Annotated in this window: 14 protein-coding genes, 1 tRNA gene and 2 pseudogenes; 10 read left to right on the forward strand and 7 right to left on the reverse strand. The window is 60.9% G+C overall.

Features of this window, described 5'->3' with window-relative positions:
• Positions 1-664: 664 nt before the first annotated feature.
• The 7 genes and pseudogenes from FJ424_RS20425 to FJ424_RS20455 all read left to right on the forward strand — a co-directional run.
• Positions 665-826 (forward strand): annotated as a pseudogene (locus FJ424_RS20425) (JAB domain-containing protein); the annotation flags it as partial.
• A gap of 231 nt (positions 827-1,057) precedes the next feature.
• On the forward strand, positions 1,058-1,945 hold the full coding sequence (locus FJ424_RS20430) for a cytochrome c oxidase subunit II (RefSeq protein WP_140652472.1): 888 nt from the start codon (positions 1,058-1,060) through the stop codon (positions 1,943-1,945).
• 17 nt (positions 1,946-1,962) lie between these two features.
• On the forward strand, positions 1,963-3,732 hold the full coding sequence (gene ctaD / locus FJ424_RS20435; RefSeq protein WP_140652473.1) for a cytochrome c oxidase subunit I: 1,770 nt from the start codon (positions 1,963-1,965) through the stop codon (positions 3,730-3,732).
• Positions 3,729-4,433, forward strand: a complete 705-nt coding sequence (locus FJ424_RS20440; protein WP_140652475.1) for a cytochrome c oxidase subunit 3 — start codon at positions 3,729-3,731, stop codon at positions 4,431-4,433. Before ctaD ends, FJ424_RS20440 begins: the two co-directional genes overlap by 4 nt.
• Before the next feature lie 10 nt (positions 4,434-4,443).
• The gene (locus tag FJ424_RS20445) at positions 4,444-5,166 is read left to right on the forward strand and encodes a heme-copper oxidase subunit III family protein (protein ID WP_140646729.1); all 723 of its coding nucleotides are present in this window, start codon (positions 4,444-4,446) and stop codon (positions 5,164-5,166) included.
• 26 nt (positions 5,167-5,192) lie between these two features.
• Positions 5,193-5,597, forward strand: coding sequence for a cytochrome C oxidase subunit IV family protein (locus FJ424_RS20450; protein ID WP_140646728.1), 405 nt, complete (start codon positions 5,193-5,195; stop codon positions 5,595-5,597).
• 126 nt (positions 5,598-5,723) lie between these two features.
• Complete coding sequence (locus FJ424_RS20455; protein ID WP_140652477.1) at positions 5,724-6,197, forward strand: aminoacyl-tRNA deacylase; 474 nt, start codon at positions 5,724-5,726, stop codon at positions 6,195-6,197.
• A gap of 40 nt (positions 6,198-6,237) precedes the next feature.
• Here the strand turns inward: FJ424_RS20455 and FJ424_RS20460 are convergent, their stop codons facing one another.
• Entirely contained in the window at positions 6,238-7,056 is an 819-nt protein-coding gene (locus FJ424_RS20460; RefSeq protein ID WP_140652479.1) for a DUF2189 domain-containing protein, read from the reverse strand.
• Positions 7,057-7,347: 291 nt separating this feature from the next.
• Positions 7,348-7,680 (reverse strand): GYD domain-containing protein, encoded by a 333-nt coding sequence (locus FJ424_RS20465; RefSeq protein ID WP_140646725.1) that lies wholly within the window; start codon positions 7,678-7,680, stop codon positions 7,348-7,350.
• A 109-nt stretch (positions 7,681-7,789) separates the two neighbouring features.
• On the opposite strand from FJ424_RS20465, the gene FJ424_RS33660 reads away from it, so the two are divergent.
• Entirely contained in the window at positions 7,790-7,942 is a 153-nt protein-coding gene (locus tag FJ424_RS33660) for a hypothetical protein (RefSeq protein WP_181182001.1), read from the forward strand.
• A gap of 85 nt (positions 7,943-8,027) precedes the next feature.
• Here the strand turns inward: FJ424_RS33660 and FJ424_RS20470 are convergent, their stop codons facing one another.
• On the reverse strand, positions 8,028-8,408 hold the full coding sequence (locus tag FJ424_RS20470; protein ID WP_140652480.1) for a cytochrome c family protein: 381 nt from the start codon (positions 8,406-8,408) through the stop codon (positions 8,028-8,030).
• A gap of 266 nt (positions 8,409-8,674) precedes the next feature.
• On the opposite strand from FJ424_RS20470, the gene FJ424_RS20475 reads away from it, so the two are divergent.
• Positions 8,675-9,289, forward strand: coding sequence for an isochorismatase family cysteine hydrolase (locus FJ424_RS20475; RefSeq protein ID WP_181181691.1), 615 nt, complete (start codon positions 8,675-8,677; stop codon positions 9,287-9,289).
• Positions 9,290-9,298: 9 nt separating this feature from the next.
• Here FJ424_RS20475 and FJ424_RS20480 read toward each other — a convergent pair whose 3' ends face one another.
• Both FJ424_RS20480 and tig read right to left on the reverse strand, forming a co-directional pair.
• Positions 9,299-9,808 carry a hypothetical protein gene (locus FJ424_RS20480; protein ID WP_246672485.1) on the reverse strand — a complete coding sequence of 170 codons (510 nt, stop codon included), beginning with the start codon at positions 9,806-9,808 and terminating at the stop codon, positions 9,299-9,301.
• 195 nt (positions 9,809-10,003) lie between these two features.
• Positions 10,004-11,488, reverse strand: a complete 1,485-nt coding sequence (gene tig / locus FJ424_RS20485) for a trigger factor (RefSeq protein WP_140652484.1) — start codon at positions 11,486-11,488, stop codon at positions 10,004-10,006.
• A gap of 441 nt (positions 11,489-11,929) precedes the next feature.
• Here tig and FJ424_RS20490 point away from each other — a divergent pair.
• A tRNA-Leu gene (locus FJ424_RS20490) sits at positions 11,930-12,014 on the forward strand.
• 115 nt (positions 12,015-12,129) lie between these two features.
• Here the strand turns inward: FJ424_RS20490 and FJ424_RS20495 are convergent.
• Together FJ424_RS20495 and FJ424_RS20500 are read right to left on the reverse strand one after the other, a co-directional pair.
• Positions 12,130-12,711: pseudogene (locus FJ424_RS20495) on the reverse strand (GDYXXLXY domain-containing protein).
• Positions 12,708-13,826: a DUF2157 domain-containing protein gene (locus FJ424_RS20500; protein WP_140652487.1), complete on the reverse strand. Its 1,119-nt coding sequence runs from the start codon at positions 13,824-13,826 to the stop codon at positions 12,708-12,710. The pseudogene FJ424_RS20495 and the gene FJ424_RS20500 overlap by 4 nt, the downstream one beginning before the upstream one ends.
• Positions 13,827-14,042: the final 216 nt, after the last annotated feature.

Here is a 14,042-nt window from a genome sequence, read left to right on the forward strand (position 1 = left end):
ACAATTCCTTTTCCAGACAATCGAAGGCAGATCATAGAGAAGGTGGCTTGCGACGAGTATTGCGCGAAACCGGGAAATACAGAAGCGAGTTTTGAAGTCATTTCGACTCGAGTACCGACGTTCCAAGCTCTCTGACGCGAATTGGAGGACTCCCGTAGCCGCTGGAACTGCCGCACTTCAATATTCCTTGGGAGCCTTCTGCGGCGGGCCGAGGGCTCTTGGTGGACACCTCTAGTCCGCTCATGTGCGAACAGAGATTCAAGCTTTCAAGCGGCTTGTTCGCTCAGCCAGGAACAGGTCGGGAGGCGCAGTCGGGCTCGGCTCCATGCAGAAAAGCGATCCTAATACCTGAGCAGCGAAATTAGATCACTGGGAGTGATTGATTGTCATTGTCTGCAGGTCCACACGCGCAGTGCCGCTGCACGGCGCGTCAGCGCCGTGAAAGCAGAGAGCTTTCAGCTGTTCCGAAGGGCGCTAGCGAGCAAGATGGGCGTTCGGATTCCGTGTTTGATCGGGATGTCAGAGTACTGAGCGAATGCGATCATGCCCAAGCGTGGAAGATCAGCAGTGGTCACTTGATACACGCCCCAGTTAGCGGCCCCACCTCTTCAGCATGGGCATACAAGCATTTGATAGATATGATGAATTTGATCACAGTATTTTTATCCACAATCATCCTTCGGGAGATCCCACACCTTCCCGCGCGGACATCGAGATGACCAAGCAGATCATCGATACGGCCAAGCCGCTCGGCATCGCCGTGCACGATCACATCATCATCGGCCGCAAGGGCAACGCCTCGATGAAGGGCTTGCTTTTGATCTAATGCATGTCGCGCAAAAGTGTGCAGCGGTTTTGCGATAACGACATGCATGAAAACAAAGGCTTAAGCGCGACGCGCTTTAAAGCCCCCCGCCGATCGCCCGAGGATCCGGGCGCAAAAGCAACGTTTTGCCGATCAAGATAGTCGGCTCTGGAATTTCAACCGGAAATCGAGCATGATGCGCTTTGGTAATTCGGACGCTTCGTGCGCCCGGCAATACCGGAGGAACGGGACATGGCCGTTGTGCTTGTACTCGTTTTAATCGTTGTGGGCTCAGTGTTGTTCCACTTCCTGAGCCCATGGTGGTGGACTCCGATTGCCTCGAACTGGGACTATATCGACCACACCATCATCATCAGCTTCTGGATCACCGGCATCGTCTTTGCCGCTGTCGTCCTCTTTATGGCTTATTGCGTCTTCCGCTTCCGGCATCGGGAAGGCAATCGCGCGGCATACGAACCGGAGAACAAGCGGCTCGAATGGTGGCTCATGGTCGTCACCGCGGCAGGCGTCACTGCCTTGCTGGTTCCCGGCCTGTTCGTCTGGAGCCGCTTCGTCACCGTTCCAAGCGATGCGACCGAGATCGAGGTCGTCGCCCAGCAGTGGCAGTGGAGCTTCCGCTTGCCCGGCAAGGACGGCAAGCTCGGTACTTCGGACACCCGCGACGTCACCGCCGACAATCCGTTAGGCATCGCACCCAAAGATCCCAACGGCCAGGACGATATCGTGGTCGAGGCCACCGACCTGCATCTGCCGGTCGGCAAGCCGGTCAAGGTGCTGCTGCGTTCGATCGATGTCCTGCATGATTTCTATATCCCGGAATTTCGCGCAAAGATGGACATGATCCCGGGGTCGGTCACCTATTTCTGGTTCACTCCGACAAGGACCGGCACTTTCCAGGTCTTGTGCGCCGAACTGTGCGGCCAGGGACATCCGCTGATGCATGGCGTGGTCATGGTCGACGCCGAGCAGGATTATCTGTCCTGGCTCGGCCAGCAGCAGACTTTTGCGCAATTGTCGACGCCCAAGCAAACAGGCTGGGCGAGCCAACCGTCAGGAAAGACGATGGCGTCCGGTTTGGACGTCGCGGCAAACTCGAAACTCTCGAGGTCCGCAGAATAGGGCACGGAGGTGCTCCGATGGTCGACGTCACACCCGCAGATGCCGTTCCGCCCGCCGAAGTTGGGGAAGTGGAACTTTACCATCCGCACAACTGGTGGACCAAGTACGTCTTCTCGCAGGACGCGAAGGTCATCGCGGTCCAGTACTCGGCAACGGCGACGGCGATCGGCCTTGTGGCGCTGGTTCTCTCCTGGCTGATGCGCCTGCAGCTCGGCTTTCCCGGCACGTTCGACTTCATCACCCCGGAGGCCTACTACCAGTTCATCACCATGCACGGCATGATCATGGTGATCTACCTGCTCACTGCGCTCTTCCTCGGCGGCTTCGGCAACTACCTCATCCCGCTGATGGTCGGCGCCCGTGACATGGTCTTCCCCTATGTCAACATGCTGAGCTACTGGATCTATCTGCTGGCAGTACTCGTTCTGGTGTCGAGCTTCTTCGCGCCGGGTGGGCCGACAGGCGCCGGGTGGACCCTCTACCCGCCTCAGGCCATCATGTCCGGAACGCCGGGTGGGCAGGACTGGGGCATCATACTGATGCTCTCTTCGCTGATCCTGTTCATCGTCGGCTTCACCATGGGTGGCCTGAACTATGTTGTGACGGTGCTGCAGGGCCGCACGCGCGGCATGACGTTGATGCGCCTGCCGCTCACCGTCTGGGGCATCTTCACCGCCACCGTCATGGCGTTGCTCGCCTTCCCGGCGCTGTTTGTCGCGTGCGTGATGATGCTGCTTGACCGCGTGCTCGGCACTTCCTTCTTCATGCCGGCGATTGTCGAGATGGGCGAGCAACTTCAGCACAATGGCGGCAGCCCGATCCTTTTCCAGCACTTGTTCTGGTTCTTCGGCCACCCGGAAGTCTACATCGTCGCTCTGCCGGCTTTCGGCATCGTCTCCGACCTGATCAGCACCCATGCGCGCAAGAACATCTTCGGCTACCGCATGATGGTCTGGGCGATCATCGCCATCGGCGCCCTGAGCTTCGTTGTCTGGGCGCACCACATGTATGTGAGCGGCATGGACCCCTATTTTGGCTTCTTCTTTGCGACCACGACGTTGATCATTGCCGTGCCGACGGCGATCAAGGTCTATAACTGGGTGCTGACGCTGTGGCGCGGCGATATCCATCTCACCCCGCCGATGCTTTTCGCGCTCGCCTTCATCGTCACCTTCGTCAATGGCGGCCTGACCGGACTGTTCCTCGGCAATGTCGTTGTCGACGTGCCGCTGTCGGATACGATGTTCGTCGTCGCCCATTTCCACATGGTCATGGGCGTCGCGCCGATCCTGGTGATCTTCGGCGCAATCTATCACTGGTATCCGAAGGTCACTGGACGGATGCTGGACGACACACTCGGCAAGTTCCACTTCTGGGTAACCTTCCTCGGCGCCTACCTGATCTTCTTCCCCATGCACTATCTCGGCCTGATGGGCGTTCCGCGGCGCTACGCCGAGCTGACCGACATGACCATAATGACGGAATCGGCCCGTCATCTGAACTCGTTCATCAGCATCATGGCCTTCATCGTCGGCTTCGCTCAGATGGTTTTCCTGTTCAACCTGATCTGGAGCATCCGCCATGGCCGCGAGGCCGGCGGCAATCCGTGGCGGGCGACCACACTCGAATGGCAGACGCCGCAGACACCGCCGGCGCACGGCAATTTCGGCAAGGAACTCCCGATCGTCTATCGGTGGGCCTATGACTACAGCGTGCCAGGGGCCAAGGAGGACTTCATCCCGCAAAACGTGCCGGGCACCTTCGCCCCCTCAAGGGAGCAGGCATGAGCGTCATCCTGGTCTTCTTGGCTGTGATCGCCGGCTTTGCCGGCTGGTGGCTTTCGCACCAGCGGCTGACATCCAAGCCATGGCTGGAGCAAGGTCTGGCCGGGGATTTCGCCGGCACCGGCCGGTCGTCCCTGCCCACCGCCAAGATCGGTCTCGGCGTCTTCCTCGCCGTCGTCGGCTGCCTGTTCTCGCTGTTCACCAGCGCCTATTTCATGCGCATGGGCCTGCCGGACTGGCAGCCGCTGCCGCTGCCCCGCCTGCTCTGGCTCAACACCGGCGTGCTGGTATTGAGCAGCGTCGCGCTGCAATGCGCGGTGGTTGCCGCGCGCAAGGGCCAGATCGACAACGTCCGGTTAGGCCTTGCCACGGCAGGGCTCACAGCGCTTGCCTTCCTTGTCGGGCAGTTGATGGCATGGCGGCAGCTGACCGGGGACGGCTATCTGCTGGCATCCAACCCGGCCAACAGCTTCTTCTATCTGATCACCGGCATGCATGGCCTGCACATACTGGGCGGCCTGTTCGGCCTTGGCAGGACGAGCATCCGTGCCTGGAGCGGAGCGCGGCCGGAGCGACTTCGTCTCAGCGTCGAGCTCTGCGCCATGTATTGGCATTTCCTGCTTTTCGTCTGGCTCGGCATCTTCGCCCTTCTGGCAGGTTGGGCGGCGACGTTCATCGAAATTTGCCGACAATTGCTGACCTAGGAGACCGGCGATGGCCGAGACGACCATGACACATACCAGCCAGATGGAGCCTCGGCCCGCCGGTTGGCGCGGCATTACCGCCGACTGGGCCTCGGATCAGCGCGCGTTCAAGAACGTGTCCTGGGGCAAGGCCATGATGTGGATCTTCCTGCTCAGCGACACCTTCATCTTCGGCTGCTTCCTGCTCTCGTATATGACCGCCCGCATGTCGACACGCGTGCCCTGGCCGAACCCGAGCGAGGTCTTTGCCTTGCGCATCGGCGGCCAGGAGATCCCGCTGATCCTTATCGCCATCATGACCTTCGTGCTGATCTCGAGCAGCGGCACCATGGCCATGGCAGTCAATTTCGGCTACCGCCGCGACCGCCGCAAGACCGCGATCCTGATGCTGTTGACCGCTGCGCTTGGCGCAACGTTCGTCGGCATGCAGGCCTTCGAATGGACCAAGCTGATCACCGAAGGGGTACGGCCCTGGGGCAATCCCTGGGGAGCCGCGCAGTTCGGCTCATGCTTCTTCATGATCACCGGTTTCCACGGCACGCACGTGACGATCGGCGTGATCTTCCTCATCATCGTGGCGCGAAAAGTCTGGCGTGGCGACTTCGACACCGGTCGTCCCGGCTTCTTCACCAGCCGCAAGGGCCGCTACGAGAATGTCGAGATCATGGGCCTCTACTGGCACTTCGTCGACCTGGTTTGGGTGTTCATTTTCGCCTTCTTTTATCTTTGGTGAGAGGCAGTCCCTGTTGAGAGGAAGCTATGGCTGAAGCAACCGCAAACGGTCTCGGACAACACACGCTGCACACCGCCCATGCGCAGGATGCGGCTGCGACAGCGGTCGCTCACGCCGAGGTTCATCAGGAGCACCCGATCAAGCTCTACCTGGTCGTCTGGGCGTGGCTGTTCATCCTCAGTACCTGCTCCTATCTGGTCGACTATTTCGGCATCCACGGCTATCTCAGATGGTCGCTGATCCTGATCTTCATGATGCTGAAGGCGGGACTGATCGTCGCCGTCTTCATGCACATGGCCTGGGAGCGGTTGGCGATGATGTATGCGATAATCCTGCCGCCGATACTGGTGCTGGTCTTCGTGACGATGATGGTCTTTGAGGCCGATTATACGCTGCTGACACGTATCGCGTTTTTCGGGCCCGGCCCCTGATACGCATTTCGAACTCGTCCGCAGCGCGGCCAACCGGAACTGCCGTGGCGGGTGCCTCGAAACAGCAGGACGCCGGTCCATTTGGTTTGGCGCATGCGCCGTGAACTCAAGCAAAGGACGCGGACAATGACGATGGCAAACAGACTGAAGGATTTTATCGACGGCAAGGAAATCCCGTACGACACCGTCGCGCACCATCGAACTGCCACCAGCAGGCAGGCCGCTATCGCCGCGCATGTGCCCGGCGGCATCATGGCGAAGTCCGTGGTCGTTCACCACGAGCTCGGCTATGCGCTGGCCGTGGTCCCAAGCACCCACAGGATCGAACTCGGCAAGCTGCAGGACGTCATGGACAGGCGCCTCGGGCTCGCTTCCGAGGATGAGGTGGTATCGCTCTTCGATGATTGCGACATCGGCGCCGTACCGCCGATCGGCGCGGCCTATGACGTGCCGGTCATCCTGGACGAAAGCCTGCGCGACGCCGCCGATATCTATTTCGAGGGCGGCGACCACAAGACGCTCGTGCATGTCAGCGGCAAGGATTTCCGTAACCTGACGGCGGGCGCGCGTCAGGCGCGGTTCAGCCACCCGGCCTACTGAGCGCACCGGCACTGTCGCCGGTGCTCATGACAGGCTTGGCTCAGTTCGCCGGTCTTGGGGCGGCCTGCGGTTCCACCACCTTGCGGTACACGTGCCAGGTGGCGTGGCCAAGGATTGGCAGCACGACCGCCAGCCCCGCGAACACAGGCAGCGAGCCGATGATCAGCCCAATGGCGACGATAAGTCCCCAGACGGCCATCACGATCGGATTGGCCAGGACCACGCGCACCGAAGTGTGGATGGCTTCGTAGGCGCCGACGTCGCGATCGAGCAGCAGCGGGAAAGCGACCACGGTGGTGCACAAAACCACCACGGCGAATACAAACCCGATCGCATGACCCAGTACGATCAGCGTCCAGCCGCTCCCGGTGGCGAATATCTCGGTTATGAAACTGGACAGTGACGCCGGCGGTTCGGGCCCGAACAGATACTCGTAGAAAAGCTTTGCGGTCAAAAGCCATGTGATGAAGATTGCAAACAGCATGATTCCGACGGCGGCGATGGCCGGCAGCGCCGGAGAATTCCTGACCTCGAAAGCATGTTTCCAGGAAGCATCCAGCCCGGCTTCCCGCCGGCGGCTGATCTCATAAAGGCCGATCGCCGCGAGTGGCCCGATCAGCGCAAAGCCTGACACCAGTGGAAATAGCAGCGGCAGCGTGTTTGCTCCCGATGTCCAGGTGGCAAGCACCACGCCAACGAGCGGATAGATCATGCACAAAAACACGATGTGCGAGGGTTTGACCATGAAGTCGTCGACACCGCGCCTGAGCGCATCGAAAAGATCGGAAACGCCGATCTTTCTCACTTTGGTATGCTCCAGCGTTTCGCTGGCGCCTGCAATCACGTGAAAGCTTGCCATGACCGTTCCTCCAGATCAGGTCCGGCAAGGTCGCGGATTTCACGGTGCTAACGCTCTGCGTGACTGGCCACGCAAAACCGCGACCTGCACCTGCGCCAACATACTCCTTTGCGCCCGATTTGTCGCCCTCTGACGCCGGGTAGTGTCTCAGTTTGAAATTTCGGCGGCTGCTTTTTTTGTAGGGGCCGCGCTTGACAGTGTCGGCTTCCTCGCCGGTCGCAATGCGCATGACGCGGACGGCATTGCCGATCACATCGGCGGGCGCTTCTGGCCTTTAGGTCCGGTGGGCATCTAGGCTTGTTCTCCAGGCGGTCGATATTTAATCGACGATGCCTTTTGCAGTGCTGCAAGCGTGTCCTCCACGGTCAGGAGGACGGTCGTCTGTATGGAACTCAGCGCTCCGCCCGAGCCGATCGCGAGCGCCGTGGCCGCCATCGACACGTTGTCCGGAGCCTCCCACAAGTTATAGCCGTCGTGCTCACCAAAGGCGTACCAGAATCCGTGCAGCTTTCCGCCAACCGATTCAATGTACTGCTTCGCCGCCTCTCGGCGGTCCTCTGGGTTCTTGATAAGCTTAGCCCATGTGGCCGGCGTGTAGCTGAACCGGGTTAGGTATAATGGCATGATCTTATCCTCCCTGCTTTCCGGTAAGCATATAGGAGTTCGCCGGCTGGCGCGACAGCGGCGTCAAGGCCGCTGGATTTCAAACTGAAACACTATCCGACGCCGGCCAATGGCCAGCCGCGGCAGCGTGCTGGCTCCACAGGTTCTTTTTCGGTATTCTCAAGATGCGAAGGAGAACGTCATGGATACGCGGACGCTTCTCATACTCGGCCTTGGCATAGCCATCCTGCTGCTGTTGGGGTTCTTTGCGCTGCCGGCGTAGCGAGACGGCGCGCGACATCTCAACAGCGCAATTGCCGACCCTCTTCCTTCGGCGGGCGACCACCTAATGGCGCCCGCGACGGCCGCTACTTGGAATACTGTTTCAGGTAGGCGATGACGTTGGCTATGTCTTGGTCATCCTTCAGACCGGGGAACGCCATCTTCGTCCCTTTGACCATCGCCTTGGGATCGTGGAGATATTTGGTGAGCGTGGGTTCGTCCCATTTGATGCCGGATTTTCCGGCCGCGATCATGGCCGCGGAATAGGTGAAATCGGGGTGTGTGCCCGCGACGCGCCCGATGACACCGTGCAGGGACGGGCCAATCTTGTTCTGGTCCTGGTCCGCAACGTGGCAGACCTTGCACTTGGTGAAGACCTTCTCACCCGCGGCTGCATCCTGCGCCTGCGATGGGCTCACGAAGAAGGTTGTCGCGGACAACACGATGAAAAGCGTAATTGCACGCATCGCATTTCCTCCCTGATGGTCATTTACGTCGGACGGATCCGCTCCACACCGGCCTCGCGCTGTTGTGCCCTGGACGGTACAGCGGATTGTTCGCGTCTCTTCAGTGAATTGCGGCACCTGCATACCACAGAATGAGCCCAATGGATAGAAAAGCCGGCCTTTGCGAAGGTTCTGGGCCATGAGCGACAGGCGGATGGCCGACGGCCATTTCGACCAGATTTATGATAAAGGGCACCTGGCCGCCATCAAACGACAGGAAGACAGCAATGCCTCAGCACGGCAACGAGCCATGGCCGTTCGACAAAGAACGCGCCGCCCTGCTGGTCATCGACATGCAGAGCGACTTCGTCGATGAAGGCGCGGTGATGGAAGTCGCGATGGCGCGGCATCGCATTCCCGTCATGCGGCAGGTGGTCGAACTGTGCCGCGCGACTGGTGTCCCGGTGGTCTACACGCAGCATGTGCTGAGCGATCATTTCAACATCTCGCCGCTCGAGACCGCCTACCAGCCAAGGCTGAAGGCCAAAGGCATGCGGGAAGGCAGTGCCGGCACCAGGATCGTGGCGGAACTCGCTCCCTTGCCGGGCGAGGTGATCATCAAGAAGCACCGCTATGACGCGTTCCACAACACCCAATTGGAAACGGTGCTGCGCAACATCCGCGGCGCCGGCCAGGTCGACACCGTCATCATCATCGGCACGGTGACGAGCATCTGCTGCGAATCGACGGCCCGCAGCGCCTTCATGCGCGACTACAAGGTGGCTTTCGTCAGCGATGCCAATGGCGGGCTGGACGAGGCCTCGCACAACGCGACGCTCGCCATCATCGGCAAGGTGTTCGGGCGCGTGATGACGGCCGCAGAACTGGAAAGTCTGTTTTAGGCGGTGGGATCAGGGCGGATCGGTTTTGCAGCTGGCCGCGATCTGTCCGATCGCTTCGGAGAGGCCCGCGAGTTCGAAATCGGCCTCGCCGCGTCCAGACAGGAGGCCGAAGCGCCACGACAGCGTCAGCCGGTTCGCTGAAGCCAGACGCTTGATGCCGTCGTTCCCGTCCCTGACCAGCTGTCTGCCGCGCGGGCCGACCGACCAGCTTTCATCGGTTTTGCCGCCGCCGTCGACCACGACGGAGATGGTGATCTTGCGGCTGGCGGAAACGGCATCGTTGAGCTGCAGCCATTCGCTCCAGCGCGGTTCGCCACCGGGCCGGCAAGCAAGGGTCAGCACCGGGCTGTAACCCAAGGCCCCGCCGCCGGTGATCAGCTTGTTGCTGGCATGCAGCGATGCCGTGATCTGGCCGTCGTCGCCGGCGCCAACGCTCCAGTTGCCGAGATCCGGCTCGGCCCGGGCGACACCTGCGGCCGCGGCAAACAAGAGCGCCGCGGCGACGACCACGTCCCTCATCATGAACCCCAGCCTCACCAATGCCTCCAAACAGCCGCGGATGCGATGAAGCGCAGATAATGTTCAACGCTCCGTATCGCCAGCGGTGGGCCATCAAGACAAGTTGTCAGTGTTGCCGCGCCGCCACAATGAAGTACCTCACAACGAAAAAGGCCGCCCGGAGGCGGCCTTTCGAAATCGATGGATTGGAAGCTATTACTCGGCTTCCTTGGCGGTTTTCTTTTTCGGCGCGGCCTTCTTCTTCGGCTCTTCCGCCTCGTCGGCGGCTTCGCCCGCCTTTGCCTCGGCCTTCTTCGAAGAGGCCTTCTTGGCCGGCTTCGCCTTGGTCGCGGTCTCGGCCTCCTCGTCGTCGGCCATCAGCTCATCCTTGCCGACCTTGACGTCGTCGACCGAGATCTGGCCGAGCAGGTAGTCGACGACCTTCTCCTCGAACATCGGCGCGCGCAGCGCGTTGATGGCTTCCGGGTTGCTGCGATAATACTCGAAGGCTTCCTGCTGCTGGTTTGCCGGGAAACGGCGCACCTGCTCGAACAGGCCGCGCTGCAGTTCCTCGTCCGACACGGTGACGCCGGCCTTCTCGCCGATCTCGGCGAGCACGAGGCCAAGGCGCACGCGGCGCTCGGCAAGACGCATATATTCGGCGCGCGCCTCTTCTTCCGTCGTCTCCTCGTCGGCGAAGGTCCGGCCGGCGGCTTCGAGGTCGCGGTTGACCTGGGCCCAGATGTTGTTGAACTCGGCCTCGACGAGCTTAGAGGGCGCTTCGAACGAGTAGGACGCGTCGAGCTGGTCGAGCAGCTGGCGCTTCACCTTCTGGCGGGTCATCGAGCCGAACTGGTTCTCGATCTGGCCGCGCACGATCTCGCGCAGGCGCTCCAGCGATTCCAGGCCGAGATTCTTGGCCGTCTCGTCATTGACCTCGAGCGCGCCGGGTGCCGACACCTCCTTGACGGTGACGTCGAACGTGGCTTCCTTGCCGGCCAGGTGCGCCGCCTGGTAGTTTTCGGGGAAAGTGACGGTGACCTGCTTCTCATCGCCGGCCTTCGCGCCGATCAGCTGGTCCTCGAAGCCGGGGATGAACTCCTTTGAGCCGAGCACCAGCGGCTGGTCGGTGCCGGCGCCGCCGGCGAAAGCCTCGCCGTCGATCTTGCCGACATAGTCGATGCTCACACGGTCGCCTTCGGCGGCCTTGCCGGTCTTCGGCTCGTAGCTGCGCGCCGATTCCGCAACGCGCTTGACCTGGTCGTCGACTTCCGATTCCGGCACGTCATAGACCTGACGCGTCACCTTGATGTCGGAGAAATCCTTGATCTCGATCGGCGGGATGACTTCGTAGTTGAGGCTGAATTCGAAATCGGCGCCGCCGGCCAGGATCTTCTCGGCCTCCTTCTCGTCCTCGGTCATGATCACTTCGGGCTGCATGGCGGCCTTTTCGCCGCGCCCCGAAATGATCGAACGGGTCGAGTCGTTGAGGATCTCGTTGACGACCTCGGCCATGAACGACTTGCCGTACATCTTGCGCAGGTGCTGCACCGGCACCTTGCCCGGGCGGAAGCCGTTGATGCGCACCTTGTCGCGGGCGTCGGTCAGCCGCGCCATCAGCTTGGCTTCCATGTCACCGGCCGGCACGGTGATCTTGATCTCGCGCTTGAGACCGGAGTTGAGCGTTTCGGTGACCTGCATCCTAGAACCTTTGTTTTCAACAATGAGACTGCCAAACGGTTCTTAGCCGTTTACAGCCTGCCGGTATGATCTTGCCGGAAATGGCTTTTGGGACGGAACCTGGCGATTTGACCGCTAATGCGGTTCACATCTTCCTGAACTGCGCCTTGCCAAATGCGAATAAGTTCTTGTTTTTACTATAACTTTTCGCACCTTGCAGAGGCGGAAATTCACATTCCGTCACATTCGACACGCCTTTTGTCACAGGCTAGGCTAATTTTCAACCATCTTCGCTTCAATGCATGCCGCCCAAAAGTGCGCGGCGTTTTTGGCGAATGGCATGCATCAAAAGACTTAAAAGCGCGTCACCTGAAACCATTTCGACGCGACGCGCTTTAACGGATAGCATGACTTGGGCGCCGACATTGACAGAATGATGGCTACATGGGATTGCCGGGGAAAGCGGATGTGGCGGAATTGGTAGACGCCCTGGATTTAGGTTCCAGTGCCGAAAGGCGTGGGGGTTCGAGTCCCTTCATCCGCACCATCCTTCGCTCTTCGAGCTTCGGATGGCAGGCCACCACCTGAGGCTCGAAGAGCCGAAGGTGTCCTCCGAAGCCTTGGCGAAGGAGGACCGGCGCTGTCAGTGCCAACCCAAGGCGCTAATAAAGCGGCTCCTCGAACAGCGTCTTGTCACCGTCCATCAGCGCCTTGATCTGTGCCGTGCCGTCGGGTGCGAGCGCGAGCTTGATGCCGAACGGCCGCACGCGCATGTCGTTCTGGATCGCCATTCCTTCGCCTTCCGGCACATAGAAGCGATCGATCCCGTAGTCCGGCGCGATCGTCATGTCGGGGCTGCGAAGATCCCAGCCCGCGGCGACATGTCCGACGATGTCCGCCTAGTCCACGCCCGTCGGGGCCGGCGCTTTGCCGAACCAGGCCGCTGTCGGCTGCCAGTAACCATCCGCGCCCTTCTTCAATCGCACCGCGATCGAACCGTCGTCGCTGGAAAAAGCGCCTTGCGGAATGTCGGCGATCAGCTTCACCGGAATCCGCGAAATGTTGTTGTTGAGCGAGACATAGTCGCCGCGCATGAGATCGCGCGGATCGACGGGCTCGACTTTCAGAAGCACTTCCTTGCCGTTGCGCAGGATTGCGGCGCGGCCGGCGATGATCCAACTGAGAAAGCCGATCTGGACAAGCGCCAGCACCAGCGCCGCGATGATCAGTTTCTTGCCGGTCATGCCGTTGCTCCTGCCTTGGCGGGCGCCCTCATGCGTTTCTCGACGCGGATGATGATCAGCGCCAGGATGCCGAGCAGCACGGCGGCGGCCAGGAAGAATCCGGCCGTATCGAGCATCGACCGCAAGGTGACGCCATAGATGATGGCGAGTTCGAAGGCGAAGCCGGCATAGGCCAGCCAGCGCAGCCCCCTGCTCTCGCGGCCGGCCAGCATGATCGCCGCCACGATGCCGGCAAGCGCCACGATCGAGGCGACGGCGAAACCGCTGTTGTAGGTGCTTTCATCCGCCAGCTCGAACTGGACGATCGCCATGCCGGTGAGGAAGCCGAACAAGGCGTGCAAGGGCAGCCGGCCGCCGAGTTGAAGGATCCTGTCGATCGGACCGCCCGTAAAGACCGAAGCGGCAAACAGCAGCGCCGATACGACGGCGAGCGAAACCGCCACCGGCAGCGTGTCGCGATCGGTCGCCAGCAAAACCAGATAGAGAATGACAGACAGAATGATGAGGTGGCGCGCGGCCCGGCTGCGCGTCCAGAACGAAATGGCGAACAGCACGACCGCCATGACGATGAAGAGATGCGGGATCTCCGCACGCCAGTAGAAGCCGAACCCCTTCAGGACCAGCCAGGCGTCGGCGATGCCGACCGCCGCCACGGTCAGCGGGTTGGAACGCAGCGCCACCGCCGCCAGCGCCGTGCCGGCGCACCATGTCAACAGCGCCGAGGCCTCGTCGCCCGAAAGGTGATACATCTGGCCGATGAGTGCGATCGAGCCGCCGAAGGCGGCGGCGGCGACGATCCACAGCGCCTCGCCGACCGCGGCATGGTCGCGCGTCTTCAGCACCGCACCGCCGACGTAACCTGCGAGGATGACGGTAAACAGGGCCGCCACGCGAACGAGGCGCGGGATGGCCTCCCAGTTGGCGGCGACGAAAATCAGGATCGCCGCGCCGAACAAAAGCGCCGCCATCATCGCCAGGATGGAGCCGAAACTCAGTGACGCCCGCTCGTTGGCGGCGACGTCGCGTGTCAATGCCTCCGCCGTGGCGGGATCGATCAGCCCGGCCTCCCGCCATCGCGCGATATCCGCCCTAACCTGTGTTGCATAGCCCGCCATGCTTTCCCCCCGAAGCCTGGTCATTTCCTTAGCCGGAACAGGCAAGCCGTTGACGCGGCGGCATTTTCCGATTCGGTCTTCTTTGTGACGCAGGCGTGAATGGCCGTTAATGTTGCATTGCACAATTTGCATTGCTGCCATGCGCCAACGGCACTTTTAAACCGATATGATCCCACCTATTTTCTGTTCGTACGCAAACGGAATGATCCGAAGCTA

Source organism: Mesorhizobium sp. B3-1-8, assembly GCF_006439495.1.
GTDB lineage: Bacteria > Pseudomonadota > Alphaproteobacteria > Rhizobiales > Rhizobiaceae > Mesorhizobium.